Below are 24,847 nucleotides of genomic sequence, written 5' to 3'. Positions count from 1 at the left end.
AGTCATTTGCAGGGTGGATAATTCCCACCATTTTTATTTAATTCATTACTCGATTTTTTCTTTTCGCTGTTGCAATTTCAACATAATTTCGGCGTGCATTTCCCTGGTAATGGGGTAAAAGTAGGTTAAAAATAAACCAGCAATTAAACAAATTGTTGGTAAAGGCCCAACCGCAAGACGTATTGCTAATAATGCTGATTCCGGTTGTGTAGGTAGTACAGTTTGTCCAGCGACAGCTTCTTTAAAACCGTAAGATTGCAAGGCATTTCCTACTAAAAATAACCCAAAAGCTAAACCAAACTTTTGCAACAACACCATGAAACCATAAAACACACCTTCGCGGCGTTGTCCGGTTTGTAGTTCATCTAATTCAATCACATCGGGAATCATTGACCAAGGAACAAGATAAGCTGTAGAGACACCAAAACCTGCCATTACCGCCATGATATACATGATAATTATTTGACCGGGTTGTAAAAAATATAGTCCTGCGGCGGCGATAATCCATATAATCATTCCCAGAAAATAAACAACTTTTTTGCCAACTTTTTTACTTAAATTACTCCAAAAAAATAGCATGATTAAAGCTGTTCCTTGGACGGCTATCATAGTTGTAGGTACGTCTGCTTCTGGGAGACGCATACAGTAAACTACAAAATAAGGAATGATGCTGGCTGTAATTTGTACGCCTAACCAAGAACAAAGATATATACCAATAACAAATAAAAAAGGTCGATTGCTAAAGACAATTTTTAATTGGTCGAAGAAAGGAATAGATGGCGCTTCTTCTAATTGGATACGTTTAGCTTCAAATTCTAAAACGCGATCGCGCGTACCGTAAACGCACCAATACAAGCTGAAAACAGAAATTATAGTACAGATGGCGGCTAAGACTACATATTGTTGAGTGCGATCGCTAATTTGAGAAAAGACAATCTTCGACAAAATCAACGATAAAATACTGCCACCAATCGAAAAGGTAAAGCGAAAACTATTGAGGCTAGTACGTTCATCATAATCTTGCGTCAGTTCTGGAGTCATTGCCGTATAAGGCAAATTGACAACAGTGTAAAACACCTGCGATATCAACCCAATGACTACGTAATACCAAAATAAACCCCAGACACTAAACGGTGGTACAATCCACTGTAAGAAAAAGAAAACTCCAAAGGGAATAGCCCCGTATAATAGCCAAGGTAAACGACGACCCCAACGCCGAGATTGAGTTTTATCTGTGAGAAACCCAACAAATGGATCGTTGACTGCATCCCAAATTTTCCCAATCATCAAAATGCTGCCGGCTAAACCCGCCGGAATTCCCGCAACATTAGTAAAGAACACCAATAAAAAAAACACCGAAATATTGGCATTAATCGCGGGGCCTAAGTCACCTGCACCGTAAGCTAGTTTAGTTTTAAATGACAGCTTTTCACTTTTGTGAGAGTCATCAGCAACAGAATCATTCATAATATTTAGCGCTCATATTAAAATAAAGAATTTGCAATTCCTTCAGTATTCACCAAAACCCCTTGCTTTATGCCAGACCTTTACGTTTCTTGGTCAGATTATCACCAGAAAATCGAACAACTGGCTGCTCAGATTTATCAATCCGGTTGGGAATTCAACCAGATTGTCTGTCTAGCCAGAGGTGGACTACGGGTGGGAGATATTCTTTCCCGTATATATAAGCAACCTCTGGCAATTTTAGCAACATCATCTTACAGTGGCCCCGGCAAGCAAGAAAGGGGATCGTTAATCTTGTCACGTCATTTAACAATGACTAGCGAAACTTTAGGTTCGCGGATTCTGTTAGTTGATGACTTGGTAGACTCTGGTATCACAATTCAAGAGACTATTCCTTGGCTACAGCAGCATCCTGAATTTGAGATTTCGGAAATTCGCTCTGCTGTAATTTGGTATAAAGCCTGTTCGGTTTTTGAGCCGGATTACTATGTGGACTATCTCACAGATAACCCCTGGATTCATCAGCCTTTTGAACCCTATGAATATACTAACCCGGCGGATTTAGCTGCAAAATTTAGTCCATGCACCGAGGTATCATATCGTCTATAGGCGTTGGGCATTGGGCATTGGGCATTGGGCATGGGGCATTGAAACAATTTGGGATTTTGGATTTGCGATAGCGCAGCGTAAAGCCTTCTCCTATCGGAGACGCTACGCGAACGGCATAGCTACTCTACCCTTCGGGAACGACTTCGTCGAACGAGAACGCCTACCCTGCGGGAAGGGCTTCGCCCAACGGCGAACGCTTAGAGCGAGTCCGCGAGCGTCTTTTGGATTGTATTTGAATCTAAAATCCAAAATCTAAAATCTAAAATTCTTTGTCCTCCTTGTCCCCTTTAAAACAGCCACAACCAAAAAGGTAATGTAATCAGTAGTATAAAAGCTCCGGCGGCTAGGGCAGTGACGGCTAAATCGCGGTCGAGATTGAAGGTTTCCGCTAGTACCAGGGTAGCAAATGCAGGTGGCATAGCCATTTGCAAAACAATTACTTTGGCAGCTGAACCTGTGACGCCAAACCATCCTAAGGTACTGCCGAGAATTAGGGGGACTAAAATCATTTTAATTGCCAAGCTAATGCCTACTTGTGGCAAGCTTCTCCAAGATTTTAGCTGTGACAGTCGCATTCCAATTAAGACGAGGGATAAAGTCAGGGCAATCCAAGCTAATTTATCCATGTAGAAGGCGACTAAGTGGGGAATTTTGATTTGGCGCAAGAGTAAGCCAAACGCGAAACTCCACAGCGCAGGATTAATTAAGATTGCTTTAGTTATCTGCCCAGAATTGTTGATATTATTGCCAAATCTTGCTGCTAGGACAACGCCTAAGCCGTAAGCACCAAATACTGTGCCCAAGAGATCGTAAAATAAAGCCCAAGCAAAATATTGTTGTCCTACCATTGCTAAGGTAATGGGAAAGCCGAGGTAACCTGTGTTACCTACCATCGCAGCTAACAACAAACTCCCTTGCGTTGGTTGTTGGGGCATGGTATTTGTCACATAGGTTTGCCCTTTAATAGCTAACCAAGCTAATAATGCTCCTAGTAAAATGGCGAGGTATGCGATCGCAGGTGCAATCCAAATCTGTCCCGAAAGGTCAGCTTGATATAAAAAAGATACTATGCTTATCGGTACTCCCAGATAAAAGAGGAAATGACCTACAACTGAGGGAACCGTGCTTGGTAGCTTACGTCCCAAAATGAATCCTAACAGGACTAGTCCCACTAGCTTGACATATAGCTCGAAAAGATTTGTCAAGATATCACCTAAAAATCATCTAAAAATATAGATGTAAAATGCTAGCGCTTGCATTTATTTTTTTCCAGTCTAAAATCTGTTATGGCTATTGAAACAAGGCAGCTAATCACGAGAAAATCTCAGCACCAAATATGAAAATTTTTCTTAAGAGTCAACAGTCAACCGTCAACCGTCAACCGTCAACAGTCAACCGTCAACCGTCAACGCTATTTTCAAGCTAGGAGAGAATTCTTGAATAAAGCTGGGTTTTCTGGAGAACCTCAACACTCTTCGGCTGCTTCTGGGGATGATATTCCAGCAGCTTTACGCGATACTCCCGATCCAAAACCGAAAATGCGCGTCCAACCTCTAGTTTTACTGATTGGTGGAGCATTGGCTTTTGTCCTGCTTGCTGTCAGTAGTGGCTTTGTCTTTTTTATCCTTTCACCTAAAAGAATCACTAATTCTCAACCTTCTCCGACTATTTCCCCGACAGAAACACCAATATCTGATAGTTCTGGAGAAGCGCAAACTAATAATAGCGATACTATATTAGGGCATTTAGCTTATACAGAAGCGCCAGAATCTGATTTAGCATTCGTGGGTGGAGGCATTAGAATGCGCACAGCAGCTGCGGAAAGGTTTCGCGAGATGGTAAGAGCAGCACGCCAAGCTAATGTCAATTTAGTCCCAATTTCTGGCTTTCGCTCTGTGAAGGAGCAGGAACAGTTATTTTTTGGTGTGGGTGCGCAGCGCAATCAAACACCCGCCGAAAGAGCAGCTTTAAGTGCGCCTCCTGGTCATAGCGAACACCACACTGGCTATGCTGTAGATGTTGGGGATGGTGCTGTTCCGGCGACTAATCTACAAACTAATTTTGAAAATACCAGAGCTTATAAGTGGTTAGAAGAAAATGCTGCTCGTTTTGGTTTTGAGATGTCCTTTCCTAAGGATAACCCCCAAGGTGTGAGTTATGAACCTTGGCACTGGCGTTTTGTAGGCGATCGCGATAGTTTGGAAACTTTCTACAAAGCCCAGAATCTCAAACCTACACCGATTGCTAGTCCTAGTGTTGCACCGGAATCAACACCTTAGTAAATAGTCAATGGTCAATGGTCAATGGTCAATGGGATTGACTATTTGCATAAGAACTGACATTTTTAGACGCGATTAATCGCGTCTCTACAATTAATTGCGTCTCTAACAATTGGCAAAAATAAATACAGAGTAAAAAATCTGCTTTTTACTCTGTTTTTACCTATGTATCTGCACCCTCAATATTTGTGATGCCTTTTGCTTTCTATCTAATAGTTTAAATTTATTTAGTAATCTTCTCATCTGTCTTACGATAGGTTTCAAAATATCTCTCTTTGTTTAATTATCTTCTTCTTTTTGTAATTATTAAAACTGAGTAATAATCTCTAATTTATCAAGAAACATTTAGCACAGGTTTAAATTTTATCTTTGTAGAGTTTCATACTTAATATCAGTTAAATAAAGATTGTTTAAAGTAATAAATAAGTCATTTATTTATCGTGATTTTTGCGGAAGCTGATTTCATATTTAAACTCAAAAACCTGATTGAAAGTAGTTTTCAATCTCATTTGAATTCCAGGGCAAAGAAAAATGTAAGAGTTCAAATAGGATAGATTACTTAGAAGCGATCGCTCTTTTAACTCAGCAATTTTCACAAGAGACAGGCAACAAATCATCAAAATGTTGCCTGTACCCTATGTTTGAGCCGCATCTAAGACTAGATGCGGTCAGTTAGACCATCAGATAATGCTTAGGTTTTAAATTGCTCATCCACAGGGATTTTGTAACCATCAGCTAGGCGATTGGTAGAGTTTGCTGTAGCAACGATCGCCAAAAGTTCGCCAAACATTGTATCAGTCATTCCCTTGGCACGGGCGGAGGCTGAGTGTGAGGATATACAATAATCACAGCCATTTGTTACACTCACGGCGATGTAAATTAATTCGCGCATCAACGGATCGATTTCTCCCGGACTTGTCATCACTTCCTTGACAGCTTGCCAAGTGCGTTGCAGCGTCGGCGGATGATTGGCGATCGCTTTCCAAAAATTGTTGATATATTCAGTCTTGCGGGTAGCGCGGATGTCGTCATATACCGCCCGCACTTCATCAGTTGCTTGTTCGTATTCGATTAGATTGGTCATATATTATTGGGCATTGGGCATTGGGCATTGGGCATTGAAAACAATTTTGGATTGTATTTGAATCTAAAATCCAAAATCTAAAATCTAAAATTCTCTAGCCCCTAAAACGGAACGATAGCGACCGAGGGCGATTAGGGGGAAGTACTGCTGATATAGGTGATATTTGAGGTAAAAATGGCAGGGGAAGCCTGTGCCTGTGAAATATGCTTCGTACCATGTACCATCAGGCTTTTGGGTAGTCAAAAGGTAGTTAATTCCTTTTTCTATGGCTTGATGGGCAAATTTACCAGTGGCTTCGCCAGCCGCTATCAGTCCAATTAATGCCCAGGCTGTTTGGGATGCTGTGCTGGTTCCTTGTCCTTTGAGACTAGGATCATTATAGGTGCGGCAGGTTTCGCCCCAACCACCGTCAGAATTTTGACTTTGGACTAACCAAGCTGCGCCGCGTTCGATGCTTTGCTGCTGGGTTTTGGGTGCAACTAAGGCTAGGGCGGAAAGTGCGCCGCTAGTACCATAGATGTAATTTACGCCCCAACGCCCAAACCAACAACCTTCTGATTCTTGTTCGTTCAGTAAATAGGCGATCGCTTTTTCAAAGTTACGATTATCTATAGCAAGGTTACAAGCACCGAGCATTTCTAATACTCTGGCGGTAACATCGGCGGTGTTGGGGTCAATCATGGCTTTTAAGTCGCCATAGGGTATCGCATTCAGCCATTCTTGATCGTTGTCGATGTCAAAAGCTGCCCAACCGCCTGGTTTACATTGCATGGTAGCAATCCAGTTTAAAGCACGAGCGATCGCAGCTTGTTTTAATTTTTCGTTGGGAAGTTTGGTTTGATGTAGCGCCATGACGACAACTGCAGAATCATCAACATCGGGGTAAAAGCGGTTATCAAATTCAAATGCCCAAGCACCGGGTTTGCCTTGGCGATTTTTGACATACCAATCTCCGTAGTCGAGAATTTGCTTGTCAATTAACCATTCTGCTGCTTGTACTACAGCCGGATGATCCGGGGCAAAACCAGAATCTATTAAGGCGCGAATCGCCCAGGCTGTATCCCAAACTGGTGATACACAAGGCTGTACGCAATATGTAGTTTCTGTTTCAATGGCAAAGTTATCAACAGCTTTCAATCCCCGTTCTACAATGGGGTCAGCAGCGTCATAATTGAGACAGCGCAATGCTAATAATGAATTGAGCATGGCGGGAATAATCCCACCCCAATCACCGGTGGCTTCTTGGCGGTCGAGAATCCATTTTTCGGCAACTTTGATGCTTTCGTCGCGGAAGGGTACTAAATTCAAGCTTTCGGCTAATTTGAAGCCTCGATCCAAGGTAAGAAATAAATCAGTCCAATCACCACTTTTAGGTAATTCCCACTGGACGCGATCGCGTCCTTCGGCGTAGAGTTCATCAACAGTAATTGCTGGCTCAATTTGAAAAACAGGTTTGCGATCGCAGACAATCAACAACGGTACAGTACTGGATCTTGCCCAACTCGACATTTCATAAATGTTGATGAAGAAATTATCGGGCAAAAGCATGATCCAAGGCGGAAGGGAAGGAATACCGCGCCAGTCGTAACAGCCAATCAGGGCGAGGTGTAGTTTAGTAAAGATGCGCGTTTTACTGATGCCGCCCCGTTGGAGAATAAAAGCTTTAGCCTTGAGCATTGCTGGGTCATCGGCAGGTACGCCCAAGAGTCTCAAAGCCATGTAAGCTTCTACTGTAGTACTCAGTTCGCCGCCATCGTCAAAATACAATTCCCAACCCCCATGTTCCCGTTGTTGAGAACGCAGGTAAGTTTCGACTTTGTGCAAAGGACGAGTGCTATCTGTGCCCCAAATTTTATGCAGCAGCACAGCTTCAGCCGTAATCGTGACATTAGATTCTAACTCAGCCCACCAGTAACCTGCTGGCTTTTGAATTGATAGCAGATATTTTTGACTAGCCGCGATCGCTTCTGCGACTTGATTAAGCGTGACTCTATCTTGAGTTTGCATCAAATACCCTTGAACCTCTACACCACAAGGACTTCTAACTAAAAAGATATACTATCACTGTGTAGGCAGGGGGCGGGGAAGAAGGACAAGGGAGACAAGGGGGACAAGGGGGACAAGGAGGATAAGGAAGACAAATGCCCAATGCCCAATGCCCAATGCCCAATGCCCAATGCCCACTCGCCCTGAGCGAAGTCGAAGGGATGCCCCATGCCCCATGCCCCTGAAATATGCTGTAGTATTCTCACTGAGATATTGAGAATAGGCGACAGCTCATGGCAGCAGTTGTATTAGTGTTAACAGTGTTTTCTTTGGTGATTTGGATAGGATTACTGACTTTACGCGGACAGTTTTGGCGGTGCGATCGCCAATTAGAAGTTGCAGAAATTCCTTTGTCATCTTTACCCAGGATTTGTGCAGTCATTCCGGCGCGTAATGAAGCTGATTTACTACCTATTAGTTTGCGATCGCTGCTTTTGCAAGACTACCCTGGGGATTTGAACGTGTTTTTGGTGGACGATCGCAGTAATGACGGTACAGCAGACTTTGCCCAAGGTGTAGCCTATGCTTTAAATAAACCCAATCAATTACATATTATCTCTGGTAAATCCTTGCCTCCTGGCTGGAGTGGTAAACTTTGGGCGGTAGAACAAGGTATTCAATTAGCGACTGATTTTGCACCAGACTATTTTTTACTCACAGATGCAGATATTGAGCATGATGTCAGCAGTCTCCGCCGATTAGTTGCTAAAGCCGAACAGGAAGATTTAGACATGGTTTCGGTGATGGTGCGCCTCAGATGTCAAAGCTTTTGGGAACAACTTTTAATACCAGCTTTTGTATTTTTCTTTCAAAAACTTTATCCTTTTCGCTGGGTGAATAACCCGAAAAATCCCACAGCTGCGGCGGCTGGGGGTTCTATTTTAATTCGTACAGCAGCTTTAGAAAAAATTGGTGGAATTGGGGCGATTAAGCAAGCTTTAATTGATGATTGTGCTTTGGCGAAAGCGGTGAAGGGATATGGAGGACAAAGGGAAGGGAGAATTTGGTTAGGGTTGAGTGCTTTAACTCGAAGTTTGCGTCCTTATCCCAATTTAGAGACGATTTGGCAGATGGTAGCGCGTACTGCTTACACTCAACTGAATTATTCGCCTGTGCTGTTAGTTGGTACAGTCTTGGCGATGACTTTGATTTATTTAATCCCACCATTGACAACTATTTTCGGTTTATTAACCTTAAATTGGGCGATCGCTCTTTTAGGTTTATCAGCTTGGTTATTAATGTCTGTAGCTTATTATCCAACTATCCGCTTTTATAAATGTCCGTCTTGGCTCACCTTTTGTTTACCTGCGATCGCTTTTCTTTATACCCTCATGACTGTAGATTCTGCTATTCGCCATTGGCAAGGGCGCGGTGGTGCGTGGAAAGGGCGCGTTTATCCAGGGTGAAGGAATTGCCTCATGATATGAATACGGTAGGGGCATTGGCACTGCCATGCCCTCTAGAATACATCAACGCGCCGCCAACATTATTTAAATTGGTATTAAACCTTGTCCATTTTGAAACCTGGAGTAGTGCGGGCAGCGTTCGACTGAGCGCTCACGCCGAAGTCTTGCCCGCTACTACCAGGAAGGGAGCAAGATGCTCCCACTACTTTGGAAAACTATGGTTCTCAAAATAGATGTGGTTTATTTCGCCTCGCCAATTAAAGTAAACGCTGCCCAAGCGCTAGGATTTGGATGCTGTTTCATCGTTGTCAACATCGCTTGACGCAAAGCCCAAGCTTTATCTGGATTCTTCTGTAACTGGCGGTAAAATTCCCCCATTAATAATGCCGAAGGGCTATCGGGAATTGACCATAATGTAACAATTACACTGGGCGCACCGGCAGAAATTAACGCGCGAGATAAGCCAATGACACCATCGCCTGTGAGTTTACCTTGTCCTGTATCGCAAGCACTTAATACAACTAATTCGGCGTTAATTTTTAAATCTAAAATTTCATTTGCAGTGAGCAAGCCATTATCTTTACCATCAGGGGCAAGAGCCACAGCACCAGGGACACCCAAACCTTTAAAATCATCGAGTAAGCCGTGGGTAGCTAGATGAATAAATCTCGCTTGGGGTAATCTTTGCACAAAAGCGGCTTTGGTTGCGTCTTTACCTGTAATAGCTTTGGTGTTGAAAATTTGCGCTATTTCTTTAGCTTCCGTTTCTGCACCTGGTAAGTCTGGTAATTGTTGCGGTGCTGCGCCAACGTTGGGGGGAACGCTGGGCATGATAGGATTACCCATAACTAGGGCTTGATTACCGGAAACTTTCTGCCGTTGTTTGTGAGTTAAATCTAAAACTTGAATTGCTGGGGCAGTGAGGATAGTGTGTTTTTCAATTAAATATTTACCTTGCTCATCTTGTAAAGCGGCGAAGGGAACAAGGAATAAAGATGATTGGGGTATAAATGTAACTCGCTCATTAGGATTTTTTGGTAGTAAGTCAGCAATGGGATTAATGAGTAATTCGTGCAGCTTTTGAAAGCGCTGTTTAACTTTAGTTGGATTGGGGTTGTAACTTACGCCAATACCGCCACGACCTCTGACACCGATTGACTCGCGGCTGTTGGTGACTAATTCATCTAAAGTTGTATTATCTTTTTGCCATAAAGGTTTAAGGTCAGCTTTGCGGAAAGTAACTTCACCTGTAGGTTTGATTACCCAAATGTAGAGTTCTGATTCTTTTGTTTCTTGTTTACCCTGAACTTTGACATCATCAGTAATAATTGAATATTCAACAAGTGTCGCCTTTTGTTGTTTGGCGATTTGTTGCAGCAGGGATAATGTGGGTTCTACATTTGTAAGGGCATTTTTACCAGACAAACGTGAATTTAACAAATCCACCAGCGCCCTACTACGTCCTTGCTCGGAGATTAAGAGTGCATCGTTGATTTTATTCTGAGCAATCAGCACTAGTTGCAATAGACGGTAGGTGCGAGCTTGTTGTTCAAAAATTGAGATTTTATAAGCATCGTTGTTACCCAAGTCTCCTCGGATAGATTTTAATACTTCAATACCAGCAAGCAGGATTTTTTCAGCTTCTGGGAGTTTGCCAGATTTTTGGTAAGCTAATCCCAGATTGTTTAGAGACAGCCATTCACCTAAACGGTCTTTGATTTCCCTAGCGATCGCCAATGTCTGTTGGAGGTAGTCAATGGCTTTGGTGTAGTCTCCCAGTGCATGGTAAGCATTTCCCAGATTGCCCAGAGCATTTCCCTCACCATTACGGTCTTTGATTTCAAGAGCGATCGCCAAACTCTGCTGCTGGTAGTCAATGGCTTTGGTGTAGTCTCCTAGTGCATAGTAAGCATTTCCCAGATTGCCCAGAGATTTTCCCTCACCATTACGGTCTTTGATTTCCCTAGCGATCGCCAAACTCTGCTGCTGGTAGTCAATGGCTTTGGTGTAGTCTCCCAATGCACGGTAAGCATTTCCCAGATTGCCCAGAGATTGTCCCTCACCATTACGGTCTTTGATTTCCCTAGCGATCGCCAATCTCTGCTGGTGGTAGTCAATGGCTTTGGTATAGTCTCCTAGTACATAGTAAGCAATTCCCAGATTGCCCAGAGATTTTCCCTCCCCTTTACGGTCTTTGATTTCCCTAGCGATCGCCAAACTTTTTGAGTGGTAGTCAATGGCTTTGGTGTAGTCTCCTAGTACATCGTAAGCAACTCCCAGATTGCCCAGAGCATTTCCCTCACCTTTACGGTCTTTGATTTGGCGATAGATAATCAATGCTTGTTGCCAAGACTGTAATGCGGCTTCAAATTGACTGATTTGATATTGCTTAATACCTTGCTGTAACAATCTATCTGCTTCGGCTTTGCGGTCGGTTGATGTTTGCGCCAGTACTCGTAACTCTCCCGGTGAGGCAAAAAGGCTGAAAGTTATTGGCGTGGAAGCTGTGGCGATAACTAGGGCGAGGAAACTTAGACCAAGGTTAGGAAAGCGCATAGGGAATGATGAAATTAAGATTGGGTGGGGAAGTATGGGGTTAAGTAATTAAGTTAAGCTGTTTTGTCAAGGAATATGCTAAATAGTTGGTGAATTTGGCTAAATTTTGCATAATTTAACTGCAACACCAGCGTTATTTGCTGGCTTATTGTTATATAGCTCTGAGCAGGGTGGGGGTTATGCAGTTTTTAGGGGAAGAAATTCACTAAATTGCCAATTACATCAAAAAATTCCCATAAACCGTAGGGGTTTGCCTTGCACCATACCTGTCAACTTAAGCTAAAAGCTATCACGGCGCGTGTTGTACAAATCCCTCGCCCTCATCCCCTAACCCCTTCTCCCCCAGGGAGAAGGGGAATTGAATCTCTTGCTCCCCTCTCTGAGAGGGAGAGGGGCTGGGGGTGAGGGTAAAACTTTTGCACAAAGCGGGTTTCACATTAAGTTGACACAGGTGGGTAATGCCAAACTAATTCGTAATACTTCGACAAGCTCAGTACAAGTTCGTAATTCCCTGGGGGAAGGCTTGCGTCTATCTAATTCGTAATTCAAAGAATAGTGAATGTGTGGTACCAATTCATACCAATATAAAAAATCATGCAACAGGTAGGGGCATTGGCACTGCCATGCCCTCTAGAATATATCAACACGCCGCCAACATTATTTAAATTGGTATCAAATAAGGTTAGGGATACCTAAATCATTTTCAGGTCAAGGCAATGCTAAAACTCTACTGCTTGTATTTGCGGCTTTGTTGACTTTGGCTGATGCTCTACCCAAGGATTACAAATTGTGAAGTCGTTGTATCAATTTAAATAATCTTGGCGATACCTAAATCATTTTTTGGGGCAAGGCAGTGCCTTTCCCCTACGGGTTTATCTAATTGTTGGTATAAATTGGCATAAGTTCTAATTCATTCACGAGTATTAAAGACTCATTAATCAGTCTCAAAGACTCATTAACCAGTCTCAAAGACTCATTAACCAGTCTCAAAGACTCGTTAACCAGTATCAAAGACTGATTAACCAGTATCAAAGACTCATTAATCAGTATCAAAGACTCGTTAACCAGTATCAAAGACTCGTTAACCAGTATCAAAGACTCAACGACGAGTATTCAAGACTCGCTGACGAGTATCAAAGACTCATTAACCAGTCTCAAAGACTCAACGACGAGAAAAAAAGCCTCATTAAGGGACTTCCAAATAAAAATATTGCGATCTAGAACTTACCAAACCTGCAACTTGGGGACTTCCAAAAAATAAATTACCCATATTTCGTAGTGCGAGCAGCGTTCGACTGAGCGCTCACGCCGAAGTCTTGCTCGCTTTTGAACACCAGCGAGCGAGACGTTTGTCCTTCGGACACGCTACGCGAACGCACTACAAATTTATTTATTGGGTATTTAAAAAATTGGAAGTCCCTTGTAAGGGCGGGGTTACCCATAGGTGTCAAATTACAGCAATTTTCAGGTAAATAGACCACACTGTAGGGGCACGGCACCAGTAAGATTATTGTATATATGAGAAGATTGTGGATGCCGTGCCCCTACTACGATTGTGGTTCAAATGCATGAAAACTGCTGTAACGTGAAACCCTTTTGGTTGATAAGGTTTTGTCCTCATCCCCAACCCCTCGCTTACCCAATAAACCGCCGTCACCCTCGAAGGGTGCGGCTAATTGAACATGAGCTTACCTGCGTGGGCTAAGAAAATCTAGCCCACCCAGGTGGGCTTTGTAACGTTAGCCCCAGGCTTACAGCCTGTGGGCGGTCTGTTGGGTAAGCTAGAGATACTTAAGTTGACACGTATGGGGGTAACCCCGCCCCTACAATTTGGCATAATTTATTTTTTAGAGTTCCCTAACGCCCCATGCCCCATGACGGCAGTTGCTACAACGGGGGGAACCCCCGCAACGCACTGCCTCCCCCATGCCCCATGCCCAAACCATAGAGCATCCTCTGTTTTAACCTTTGAGAATTCTTACTTACTTTATATGTCATCAACTGGTTAAAATGTTTCTCGACAGCATTAATCAGGCTTATCTATAACGTGAAGCTATTCGTTTACCATACCCCGGAATTGACTCCAACCGATCAAGCCCCAGAATGTGCGATCGCAGTTGATGTTCTGCGGGCTACTAGCACAATGGCCACAGTTTTGGCGGCTGGGGGCGAAGCTGTACAAGTGTTCAGCGATTTAGATCAACTCATGGAAGTCAGTGAAAAATGGCCCCCAGTAAAACGGCTAAGAGCTGGAGAACGCGGAGGCGGAAAAGTAGCTGGTTTTGAATTGGGTAATTCTCCCCTAGATTGCACCCCAGAACTTGTAGAAGGACGGCGCTTATTTATTAGTACCACCAATGGCACTCGTGCCTTAAAGCGGATACAAGATGCGCCTACTGTTTTAGCAGCTGCTTTAATCAACCGTGCTGCGGTAGTTCAATTTCTGCTAGAAAAGCAACCAGAGACTGTCTGGATTGTTGGTTCAGGTTGGGAAGGCAGTTTTTCTTTAGAAGATACTGTATGTGCAGGTGCGATCGCGCATAGTATTGTGCAACAAACTCAGTTATCACCGGAGGAAATAGCTGGTAATGATGAAGTGATTAGTGCGATCGCGCTCTACACTCAATGGCAAGATAACTTGTTAGGACTCTTACACCAAGCCAGTCACGGCAAACGTCTGCTGCGTCTAGAATGTGATGAAGATCTAAAATATTGTTCCCAAACCGATATTTTAGATGTATTACCCATACAGCAAGAAGTTGGTGTTCTCAAACGCCACCATTAATTATTACAAAAGCCTATAGCAAATTATGAAATAAAGGGACATTGCCGCCAATGTCTCTTTATTTTTTTGTTGACGGTTGACGGTTGACGGTTGACGGTTGACGGTTGACTGTTAATTGTTAATTGAGTCAAAGCTCAAAATTCAATATATTTTGATGCATAAATATAATACCAATTTGAAACAAGAATGCAACAAATTGTAGGGGCAAGGCAATGCCTTGCCCTCTAAGAATATATTGATATATCGCAAATAATATTTGAATTAGTATAAATTTGTATGGTGTGTTAATGCTGAGGTTACGGGCTTTGCTGTAATGCAATCTATATATATAGGACTCATATTTGATTTTTGAAATATACGTAGGGTGCGTTATGCCTCCGGCATAACGCACCGTCCGAAGGCTTTGGTGCGTTACGCTACGCGATAACACACCCTACAAATACATATATTTTTTCAGAAATCAAATCGGATTCCTATACTACTCTTAATTGCTGCGTAACATTATAGATGTGCTTGATATCAAGCTTTTGACTGAAAATAATTAACCCATTTGTAGGAGGTAATGAGCAAATTAATTGTTGTACCTTTCTAGTAGTTAAAAGCAGCAAGAGAGGTATAAACCATGTTGTTACTCAGATGTTCTCGTTACATTAAAACTACAGTGTTTGGTTTCTCCACTGCTTTATTTATGTTGGGAAACACTGCTGTGAATGCGCAACAACAGCTACCTAGCTTGACTCCTGCACAAACTCAACAGTTATCTCGTGATTTAGTTCCCCATAGTTCTCAAGACTTTTTCCGCCAAGGACAAGAATTAATGGAACGAGAAATTGAACTTCTCAGACAAAGACAAGTTTCTAATGATGAACCCGTTCTCAAGGTTGATCCTCTACAGCCAATTAAAGAAAATAATCCAGTCAGAAATAATTCGCAGCCGCAACCCAATTAAAGCCTAATACGGTTCAGTTAAAGATAATTGTAGTAGCGCGGCAAGCCTAATTTATTGGGTTGAGTAATCATAGACTATGTTTATTGTTTATCCATTTTCTAGATGGTTTGAACCCAACATTTTAGACTTGCTGCGCTAGTAGGTTGGGTTGAACGAAGTGAAACCCAACATTTCCATCGGTTTGTTGGGTTTCGTTCCTCAACCCAACCTACATTTTTACAAATGACAAATGACAAATGACTACTGACTACTGACTACTGACTATTTTCATACTCAACTTTACCGTAGTCTAATTTAACTATTCGGTCTGCTAAATGAAAATAGCGATCGTCGTGGCTAATGACTATGATTGTTTTACCTTGCTTTTTCAATTCTGCTAATAATTGGGTGTAAAATATATCTTTGAAAATAGGGTCTTGATCTGCTGCCCATTCATCAAATAGATAAATCGGTCTATCTTCTAAATACGCTGTGAGTAAAGCCAATCTTTTACGCTGTCCTTGAGAAAGCGCAGTAGTAGAAAGTTTACCATTTTCAATTTTGACTTTATGCTCTAGCTGGAGTTGTTTGAGGTACTTTTGGGCTTTATTATCTAAATCAGCATTTTCTAAACCTAAAAGTTCCTCAAATAGATAGAAATCAGAAAACACCACAGAAAAATGTTGGCGATACCATTCGCGATTACTGTCTGTAATTAGCTCTTTATCCCAATAAATATCTCCTTTTTCAGGGATATATAACCCAGTAATTAGTTTAGCTAAAGTCGATTTCCCGCTACCATTTCCACCAACAATAAATATTATTTCTTGCGGATATAATGTCAAATCAATAGGGCCAAGAATAAAGCTATTATCTTCTTGCTCTCTGTAATAAGTGTGAGTAATACCCTTGAGTTGTAAACTCTGCCAAATCGGGTTAATATTTGGCGGTACTGTAGAAGTTTCTTCTTTACTAGCCAGAGCTAAACCTAATGATTCTATCTTTTGAAAAGAAACATTAGCGCGGATAATTTGCGGTAGGTTATTAACTATATTGTCCATTGGCAACATCAAATAAGTAAATGTCAAGATGAAGCCAGAAAGTGTATGGGGACTAATAGTAATTAAATTGGGTAAGGCGAATAACAGAAAACCCACCGCGAAAAAAAAGATAAATCTACCCCAACTGGTAGTGACGGCGAATAAAGTTAAGCCTTTAACATTATGATTTCTGTATCTAACAGCCGTTGATTTAAGTTGATTTTCTAAGAAACTTTGACGGCGTTGATAATTAAGTTTTAATTCTTTAATCCCTTCGGTAACTGTGCGAAAATGCTGAAATAATACATCTTGATCGTCTCGCGCTTGAGCTAGTAATTCTCCCCCACCGCGTAACAACAAATTACAGCTACCTAGAGCGACTACCATTAAGATGACAACTAGCAAAAATACCAACCAAGAAAGCCAAGTTATATACACCAAGCAACCAGCAACCATCGCTAAATCAATGCAGAGAAAGGGAATTAAATACACAGCATTAGCGACAGCTTGAACATCTTCGGTGAGGGTGGCTAAGATGCGGGGATTACCTAAGTGTTCTAGATGACTTAACTCAGAAGCGAGGATTTGATTACTTAAACCCATCCGTAATTGTAAGATGGCGTTTTGGGAGAGGCGAACTAGCATCACTTGGGAGATGATGCTGGTAATTAATGCAACTATGACTAATCCGACAAAGCCCCAAGCAATCGATGTCAGGGGTGACTGGTTGCTAGGATTTGCGGCTGAACTAATGAGCGCAATTAGCCCCGCACTGCTACCACCACTCAGGAATCCGGTAACGATCGCGATCGCTACCATCCCCCATGCTGAACGTAAAAGAAAGTAAATCAGATTCATGAAGATGTAATGAGCAATTTTATCGGATGCGCTCGTCTAGGGGACAGGAATAACTATGAGCTTTAGTCTTATTATCTCATTGTATAAGTAGGATTTATCAGCGTTTGAGTCCAGCAGATATTTACCAAAGTGAGCATGATGTTAGTCATTGAGTGGTTGCTGTTAATACTGTGTCTAGCGGCTATCTGTTTCTACTGTTACAGCATATATGCAGCGATCGCCTTTTTTACCCAACCCCGCACTATAAATCCGGAATTCCTTCCCCCGGTGACGATTCTCAAACCGATATGTGGTGTGGATCGCGACGCTGAGGAAAACTTAGCTTCATTTTGTCAGCAAGATTACCCAGCATACCAAATTATCTTTGCGGTACGCGATCGCGAAGATCCAGCGATCGCTATTATTGATAAATTAATCCAGCAGTTTCCCAATGTAGATATTCAGCTTGTGGTGAGCGATCGCATTATTGGCGCTAACCTAAAAGTGAGTAATCTCGCTAATGCTGTTACAGCAGCTAAATACGAAATTCTCCTCATCGCTGACAGTGATATTCGCGTCGGTAAAGATTATTTACAACGCATCGTCCAGCCATTACAAGATGAAAAGGTAGGTGTAGTTACCTGTTTATATCGTTCCTTAGCTCAAGGATGGGTAACCTCTTTTGAAGCGCTGGGAATTTCTACCAGCTTTCATCCGGGGGTGTTAGTCAGCAATCAATTAGAAGAGATAAAATTTGCTTTTGGTTCTACCATCGTTATCCGCAAATCAGCCTTAGAAGCAATTGGTGGATTTAATGCGATCGCAGATTATCTCGCAGATGACTTTCAACTCGGCTATTTACCTGCTCAAGCCGGTTATCGCGTCTTTTTGTCTAACTATATAGTTGACCATATTTTAGATGAAAGTACCCTAGCAGATGTCATTCAACGCCAAATCCGTTGGCTGCGTTGTATTTGGGTTTCTCGTCCTTGGGGTTATTTAGGATTGCTATTTACCTATGGAACAGTTACCAGTTTACTTTTATTGTTAGTGACAAAAGGCTCAATCTTAGGTTGGACTAGCTTAGTTATTACTTGGATATTACGCTTAATTATGGCTTGGGTAATTGGCGTTAGCGTATTCAAAGATCCCGTTACCAAACAATATTTTTGGCTAATCCCTGTCCGTGATTTCATGCATTTTGCAATTTGGTGTTATGGCTTTTTTGGTAAAGCTATTACCTGGCGAGGTCAACAATTGCAGCTAATTCCAGGAGGCAAGTTAGTTTTGCAAGAAAACGCCGACTAGAGACAAGGGCGAAATAATCAATGCCCCATGCCCCATGCCCCATGCCCAATGCCCCATGCCCCATAATAAAGAATCCCCTCAATGCCTGCAGAACAGGGTGTTTGAGGGGTTCAAATGTTGCAGCAAAAAGTGAATTACTATTCAGTAAACAGCTTTCTGGTTATTTTTTCAATAAAGTTTAGTTAAGTTTACGTAAAGAATCTGTCAAAGATTCATAAATCCCAACTGGTAAACCAGTATTCACCGCATGGAATACATGACAGCCAGGGGTTTGAGGAATCTTCGACTCCGTATAAATATGTAGAAACTGATTTTCACACGGAAAACTATGGCTGTGGAGAGGGTTTACTCCCCTCATTGGGGGACAAGGGAGACGACAATTGTACAGACGCGATTCATCGCGTCTCTTGCGATTAATCGCGTCTCTAATGACAAACATAAATAATCGCGATCGCACTCTTCTGCGCTAAGAGCGATCGCGAAACTCACCAATCATGTTTGCCAAATCAATCTCTATGCAGCACCTTAATCTATGCTTTCTGCCTTTTATGCCACTATTAAGCAGTTATGTGAGATGCACTTAATTTTTGAGAATGCTGGAGTTTAATTATCTGATATGTTATCCAGAAAATCATTAACAAAAAGCACAATTTTATAGTTTATTAAGACAAATCTTTTTATTAAAAAATAGTTAATTTTTTTATTGACGTTGGCAAGCATGAGCGGGTTTCGTGGCGATCGCTACCTGTGGTGAGTTGAAATTTACCTACGGCGAAGGTCAGGTTTTTTGTGTTATAAAACTCACAGCAATTTATCTTAGAGCAAAAAATACTCTATGGAAACAGAACAACTGGAGCGTTATAAAAAATATGGCGAATTCATCCTCCAGAAATTGGACTCTGTGCCTGAATATCCCTCCAAGCAAGAAGATTGGGTACCAGCTAGTCTTGATGAGAGTCTGTTTCGCCTCCGGGAAGCTGCGGAGAAAACAGTAGAACTTGCTACTTCACCAGTGAAAATCGGGGTGATGGGTGAATTTAGTAGCGGGAAAACTTTGCTGTTAGGCAGCTTGATTGGCTACGCTGATGCTTTACCAGTGAGCGAAAATCCTACGACGGGCAATGTTACAGCGATTCACATCATACCCCAGGATGGGTTTGCCACTACACAGTTGGGCAACTTTACAGTTGAGTATCTTTCCCATGAAGGAGTGAATGATTGTCTGCGGTTCATGATTGGGGAAGCAAATCGGCGCACAGTAGCGGCTGGACTTTTACCTGCGCTGGTGACTAAGCTGAAGGAACCAAAGGATATTCTCAATTGGTGCGAGGAAACCTGGAAAAATAGCAATAATTTAGAGTTGCGTTACATTTTGCGTGAATTAGTCATTTTTGTTCGCGCTTACCAAGCCTACGGCGAAGTCATGTGTGGTGGTTCCTATCAAATTGATGCTACCACCGCCAGGGAAGGATTAAAGCTGGTCGAGCAACCAATGGCGATTCAAACCATTAGCTTTGACGATTTACCGCCAGCACATATCAAGTTACCCAGTCCCCCGCAAAGATTACCAGCCAAGTTATTACAGAATAGTTTCCCCCTAATTCGCCGTGTAGATATTGATGTGAAAATCTCGCGGGAAATTTGGGATGTAAATGGTGCATCGGAATTTATATTACTTGACTTTCCTGGATTAGGTGCGGCGAATTCTGGCGCTAGAGATACCTTTTTATCATTGCGCGAATTAGCGGAAGTACAGACAATTTTAGTGTTGTTAAATGGTAAATCCCCAGGAAGCGATCGCGCTAATAAAATCTTTACCATGATGCAACAACAGCGTCCGGGACAAGACTTAAAAGATTTAATTTTAGTAGGTGTGGGACGCTTCGATCAACTACCTCTAGATAGTGAAGGGGGAGAAAGAGAATTAGACCAATTAATTCAAGATAGCATCGATAATCCTTTACGTGAAAGCCAGGTTTTTCAAAAGCTCAAAGTTCTGCAAACTACCCTTGATGCTGCTAACGCATTTACCAGCCAAAAAGATAGAATTGTTTTACTATCACCACTTTTAGGGCTAGCAGATTTAGCGAAACGTTCCACTTCGGTGAAAGCAGGTTCGCCGGAATTTCTAGCTAATCTCGATTATCCCGATTATTTAGACCGTTCCAAGCGCTTACAAGATAAATGGGGACAGTTAAGCGAGAATTTATTAGCAACCGATGCACGTAATTATTTAGGTAGACAATTAGGCTACTTTGCTCAAGATGGGGGGATTAGTAAGCTGCGCGAATTGATTCAAAAACACGTAGCTAATCACGGTTTAAAGCAACTTCATGAAGATACCAAAAGGGCTGCTGATAACGTGCGTCTACAACAGGATAATTTAAAAAATATCCTGGATGAAATGCAAGAACAAGGTATGCCTACAGCCGATAGTCCAGCTTTGCTAGAATTACGAGCAGCAATTGAAAATTTAGATAAAACCTACAGAAATTTCCAGAAAGATTTAGGTAAGGAACCACTGAAAGATAGAAGGGGAATTGGTGTTAGCGATGTTGTTAAAGATGAGCTAACATACCGTATTCTCAATTGGAATCAATGGACTTTACTATTTAATAAAGCTAACAACGGCACAATTTCCTTAACTGAATCCAAAGGTGCAGCCGGGAAATTATTTGATAGAGGAAATAGAGTAAATACAGCGATTCCTACCAAAAGCGATGATTTTTACCCCACCTTTGCTAAGACAGTTCAAGAAGTAGAAGAATTCGCCCGCGATCGCATTCGTCAAGCCATTGGAGATTTATTGAGTAAGTTATCAAATATTGTCGCCAAAGAACGGGATTATTTACAAGCAAATCTTAACCCAGAGATAGAAGCCGAAATAGAAGCGAAATTTGGTATTGAGGAAGCAGAGTTATTTTATAAACTGCTGTTAGGTTGCGATCCAAATAAATGGCAAGAAGCGATTATTTCGGAAATTGAAAATAGAGAAAAAAATATTGCTGCTGAAGTCATCTTTCCCTTGGCGCATCAAGACGAAAAACATAATGTAGGGCAAATATTTGATTGGGCACCTGAAAGGAATGGTTTAACCAAATCGAACAATCATCAGCTTTTTGTATTGCGCTTGCGGGATGAAATTACTGCTAGTGCGAGTCTGCATTTAGTGCAATATGTGAGTGAAGTTAATCAGCAAGTAAATGGGGAATTAGCTGGAGTTTTGGATCAAATTATTCCCAGTTTGCAAAATCTTTCTAAGAAGGAAGAATTGCTGAGGTATTTAGCTGCTGGTGAATCCTCACAGTTAGCAATTCCTACTTGGTTACAAATTCTGTCCGATGTTTCTGAAATTGATTATTAGGAAAATGAACCGCAGAGACGCAGAGAAGCCAGTGCGTTGCGGGGGTTTCCCCCGTTGTAGCAACTGGCGTAACACAGAGAAAAAACTTTGCGAACCTCCGCGCCAACCTTTGCGCCCCTTTGCGTAAAAAAAAATAACCCTTCAACACCATGAACTCCTCCCAAACCAATAACCAACAACAAAAAAGATTCCCCGGATGGTTTGCTTTAGACTTTGGCACATCCAATTCTACAGTCACACTTTTCGATCCCATTGAAGTACCGATTGCCGAAGTATTACCCAAAGAACAAGAAATGCGATTGCGCGATCGCATGGCACAATGGTTAAGTTCTCCCGCTACAGATGCTTTACCAGATGTCAGTGCTAGCGACTGGGAAAAGTTTATTGCTGACATCAGTAAAAACCTCGAAATAGAACCCAGCCGCTTAAGCGAAGTGTTTGCCAGCGATAACCGGGAACGATTTTTAGAAGCACTGCGCCAAATTGAACTATGCTTAGGAACAAGCGATCGCTTTCGGCGTGCTGTAAGTAAAAAGCTTTATCAGATATATCATGAAGTCTTCCGGGTTCCTACTCTCGAATCGCAAAATCTCATCCCCGTTGTTTTAGATATCGATAGGCGCAGCACCGAAATTAAAAGCGAGTTAGAAATCGCTAAATTAGCCGCTTTAAAACTGAAGATGGGGAGAGAAGCCAGCGATAATAGAAAAAAAGCGATCGCCCAAGGAACTAGCAGCGCTTTAAAGGAAATTATCAGCCGCTTTCATCACTCCCCCAAACGCTATTTTGGACAGGATCGTTCCTTTCCCGTTATCTTAGATGACACAGAAGAAACAATTAATGTAAACCAATTAGTACAAGCAGCTTGGGGACATTTAATTGAATTAACCGAAGACTATCGCAAACGCGCCAGACGCAGATTTTCTGAAGGGGATTTCCTTTCCGCCGTTGTTACCTATCCCACCGTTGCGCCGCCTGTAGTGCGCAAAGAAGTTAAAGAATTAGTTGAAAAATTAGGAATTGATGATGTCCAAACCGCTTATGATGAAGCCGTTTCTGTAGCGATATTTTTCCTCTGGCGAGAATTTGGCGGGAATCTGAATATTGGGATTGAATCTTTTAAAACTCGCTGTCGTCAAGTCGGAAATAAATGGTCACAAAATGTTTTAGTTTTAGATATTGGTGGGGGAACTACAGACTTAGCTTTAATTGAACTTACTTTAGAAGATAAAACCCCATTCTTTGCCGATAATGAAGACAGAGGTTTAGGCGGACGTTACTATAAACTCACCCCCAAACTATTAGGTTCATCGGGACATTTACAGCTTGGCGGCGAATTAATTACCCTGAGAATATTTAGGCTGTTAAAAATTGCGATCGCTGATTTTTTATTAACAGCAGTTTCCACCGGAAATTTAGAAAGCGACAAGCTAGAAGACTTAATCAACTCCGAATTAAACGAACGCTTTCTCGAAAACGGACAATTCAAAAGCGGTAGTATTTTGAAATGCTTAGATAAAGAAAACCCCGAAGGCGACGCCGCTTATAAAGACGCTTTAGATACAGCCGAAAAAGTTTTACCTACTCGCTGGCAACAAGCACCCCAACGCCTACAAACATTTTATACATTGTGGGATCATGCCGAAGCTGCCAAAATCAAACTCGGACAAAAGCCAGCAGACGCTTCACCCATCACCTTTACCCTCTCCGAACAGCAGATTTCCGAACTACTCAACCAAAGTGCTATTAGATACCAAGTAAAAGACCCCAGTAGTATCTGCGTCACCATCGATAGCCAACAATTCGATCGCGCCGCATCATCAGCCATCAAAGAAGCGATCGGTATTGCCCAAGGACTCATGGATAGCCGCCTCCGTCCCCAGGATAGCACCATAGACCCCTGGAATACCCACAAAGTAGACTGGCTAATTTTATCCGGTAAAACTTGCAGCCTCGACCTCGTACAGCGCTCCATCTACCAAGAATTTAGCAAATCTCCCTACTTCGTCTGGAACCCCGAACGCATCACCTTTGTATTAGAATTTACCAAACTAGCCACCTCAGCCGGTGCTTGCTACGCCGAGAAACTACGTAGATTGAGATTCGACCCCGAAGAGTCAAAAGGATTACTTCGTAAAGGGGCAAATCAACTAGAAATTGATGTCAAAAACCTGTTTTATTACTTACCTTGCAACTTCAAACGCAAAACCCAAAGCAACGAACTCCTAACAATATTTAAAGCCGGACAAGAACTTTATCAACTAGCAGCAGATGAAAACGTCGCCAAAGTCCGCACAGAATGGCAAGGGATACAATTAACAAACATTATTTATCGCCAAGACTACGAAGACGGCGATTTACGACTTTGGGGTAGCTTCGACGGTAAAACCTTAATGGAGAAACTTGGATTTTTAGAACCCGACTTTCTCAAAAAAATCAAAGTTCAATTTGAAATCGATCAAACCCTGCAATTTAGCGTTTTACTATGCCAAGGAAACCCCCATTACCTAATAGATGTTCCCGGTATTGATGTCACCTCCGTCATCTCCGCCGCCTCAGAAACATTTACATTATTTGCTGATGGTAAATTGAAATGGAATATAGCCGTTGAACGCCCCAACAAAGACTTAAACGATGGCGATATAGCCATCAACGTCATCGAATCAGCCACCGTAGATCAACCAGACGCTTATCATTTAGTCTTTGAAGCCGGCAAAGATATTAGTAAATCCCTGCAAGAATTTCATTACATCCGCGATGGTTCACCCGAACCAGGAAAAGGATTAATTAGTAACCCCTTACCACCCTTCCCTAAAAACGGAGAACATACATTTTATGTAGTACAAACAGACGCAGAAACCAACACAAAAAAATGGATACGTATCGGCGCATTAACTAAACCCGATGTCACCACAGATTACCCTTGCCAATATCGCGTCACCCTCGACAACAAAGGTATTTTAAGAATGCACGCTGGTGAAGTACCTTACTGGACATCAAACATCCAAGAAAGCCTCAAACAACCAGGATGTGTTTATCGCGCCGAATTAGAACTGCAACCCAACGAAGTAGATAAAGAACGCGATCCCTTCTGCGGAATTCATTAAGAATTACCTCACGCAGAGGCGCAGAGACGCAGAG

Annotated in this window: 15 protein-coding genes; 9 read left to right on the top strand and 6 right to left on the bottom strand. The window is 42.1% G+C overall.

All coding sequences use genetic code 11. From position 1 onward, the window contains the following. Window positions 1-45: 45 nt before the first annotated feature. Window positions 46-1,467 (bottom strand): MFS transporter, encoded by a 1,422-nt coding sequence (locus AACW45_RS03480; protein WP_190631168.1) that lies wholly within the window; start codon window positions 1,465-1,467, stop codon window positions 46-48. Between the two features lie 69 nt (window positions 1,468-1,536). Here AACW45_RS03480 and AACW45_RS03475 point away from each other — a divergent pair, with 69 nt between their 5' ends. Continuing rightward, the gene (locus AACW45_RS03475) at window positions 1,537-2,073 is read left to right on the top strand and encodes a phosphoribosyltransferase (protein WP_190631166.1); all 537 of its coding nucleotides are present in this window, start codon (window positions 1,537-1,539) and stop codon (window positions 2,071-2,073) included. 287 nt (window positions 2,074-2,360) lie between these two features. On the opposite strand, the gene AACW45_RS03470 is transcribed toward AACW45_RS03475, so the two are convergent. Further along, window positions 2,361-3,278, bottom strand: a complete 918-nt coding sequence (locus tag AACW45_RS03470; protein WP_190631164.1) for an AEC family transporter — start codon at window positions 3,276-3,278, stop codon at window positions 2,361-2,363. 231 nt (window positions 3,279-3,509) lie between these two features. Between AACW45_RS03470 and AACW45_RS03465 the strand changes: the two genes are divergently transcribed. Beyond that, window positions 3,510-4,352 (top strand): M15 family metallopeptidase, encoded by an 843-nt coding sequence (locus AACW45_RS03465; protein WP_190631162.1) that lies wholly within the window; start codon window positions 3,510-3,512, stop codon window positions 4,350-4,352. 691 nt (window positions 4,353-5,043) lie between these two features. Here the strand turns inward: AACW45_RS03465 and AACW45_RS03460 are convergent. Together AACW45_RS03460 and shc are read right to left on the bottom strand one after the other, a co-directional pair. Next, window positions 5,044-5,436, bottom strand: coding sequence for a carboxymuconolactone decarboxylase family protein (locus tag AACW45_RS03460; RefSeq protein ID WP_190631160.1), 393 nt, complete (start codon window positions 5,434-5,436; stop codon window positions 5,044-5,046). 84 nt (window positions 5,437-5,520) lie between these two features. After that, window positions 5,521-7,443, bottom strand: a complete 1,923-nt coding sequence (gene shc, locus AACW45_RS03455) for a squalene--hopene cyclase (RefSeq protein ID WP_190631158.1) — start codon at window positions 7,441-7,443, stop codon at window positions 5,521-5,523. Between the two features lie 272 nt (window positions 7,444-7,715). Between shc and AACW45_RS03450 the strand changes: the two genes are divergently transcribed. Continuing rightward, complete coding sequence (locus AACW45_RS03450) at window positions 7,716-8,888, top strand: glycosyltransferase (RefSeq protein ID WP_190631156.1); 1,173 nt, start codon at window positions 7,716-7,718, stop codon at window positions 8,886-8,888. 240 nt (window positions 8,889-9,128) lie between these two features. On the opposite strand, the gene AACW45_RS03445 is transcribed toward AACW45_RS03450, so the two are convergent. After that, on the bottom strand, window positions 9,129-11,444 hold the full coding sequence (locus AACW45_RS03445; RefSeq protein WP_190631154.1) for a CHAT domain-containing protein: 2,316 nt from the start codon (window positions 11,442-11,444) through the stop codon (window positions 9,129-9,131). Window positions 11,445-13,491: 2,047 nt separating this feature from the next. Here AACW45_RS03445 and AACW45_RS03440 point away from each other — a divergent pair. Both AACW45_RS03440 and AACW45_RS03435 read left to right on the top strand, forming a co-directional pair. Further along, window positions 13,492-14,229, top strand: coding sequence for a 2-phosphosulfolactate phosphatase family protein (locus tag AACW45_RS03440; protein ID WP_190631152.1), 738 nt, complete (start codon window positions 13,492-13,494; stop codon window positions 14,227-14,229). A 622-nt stretch (window positions 14,230-14,851) separates the two neighbouring features. Further along, window positions 14,852-15,178, top strand: a complete 327-nt coding sequence (locus AACW45_RS03435) for a hypothetical protein (protein ID WP_190631150.1) — start codon at window positions 14,852-14,854, stop codon at window positions 15,176-15,178. A 254-nt stretch (window positions 15,179-15,432) separates the two neighbouring features. Here AACW45_RS03435 and AACW45_RS03430 read toward each other — a convergent pair whose 3' ends face one another. Continuing rightward, on the bottom strand, window positions 15,433-17,055 hold the full coding sequence (locus tag AACW45_RS03430) for a cyclic peptide export ABC transporter (protein WP_190631148.1): 1,623 nt from the start codon (window positions 17,053-17,055) through the stop codon (window positions 15,433-15,435). Window positions 17,056-17,193: 138 nt separating this feature from the next. Here AACW45_RS03430 and hpnI point away from each other — a divergent pair, with 138 nt between their 5' ends. The 4 genes from hpnI (at window position 17,194) to AACW45_RS03410 (ending at window position 24,813) form a co-directional block, all read left to right on the top strand. Further along, a complete protein-coding gene (hpnI, locus tag AACW45_RS03425; RefSeq protein WP_199331038.1) occupies window positions 17,194-18,342 on the top strand; it encodes a bacteriohopanetetrol glucosamine biosynthesis glycosyltransferase HpnI in 1,149 nt (382 codons plus the stop codon). A 41-nt stretch (window positions 18,343-18,383) separates the two neighbouring features. Continuing rightward, window positions 18,384-18,524, top strand: coding sequence for a hypothetical protein (locus AACW45_RS03420; protein WP_190631144.1), 141 nt, complete (start codon window positions 18,384-18,386; stop codon window positions 18,522-18,524). A gap of 653 nt (window positions 18,525-19,177) precedes the next feature. After that, window positions 19,178-21,706, top strand: coding sequence for a proteasome protein (locus AACW45_RS03415; protein WP_190631142.1), 2,529 nt, complete (start codon window positions 19,178-19,180; stop codon window positions 21,704-21,706). Between the two features lie 149 nt (window positions 21,707-21,855). Continuing rightward, window positions 21,856-24,813, top strand: coding sequence for a virulence factor SrfB (locus tag AACW45_RS03410; RefSeq protein WP_190631140.1), 2,958 nt, complete (start codon window positions 21,856-21,858; stop codon window positions 24,811-24,813). Window positions 24,814-24,847 lie beyond the last annotated feature (34 nt).

The sequence above is a fragment of the Calothrix sp. FACHB-168 genome (genome assembly GCF_963889195.1).
Classification (GTDB): Bacteria; Cyanobacteriota; Cyanobacteriia; order Cyanobacteriales; family Nostocaceae; genus Aulosira; species Aulosira anomala_A.
Note: the sequence above shows the minus strand (reverse complement) of the source record. Positions and strands in the feature narration are given on the sequence as shown.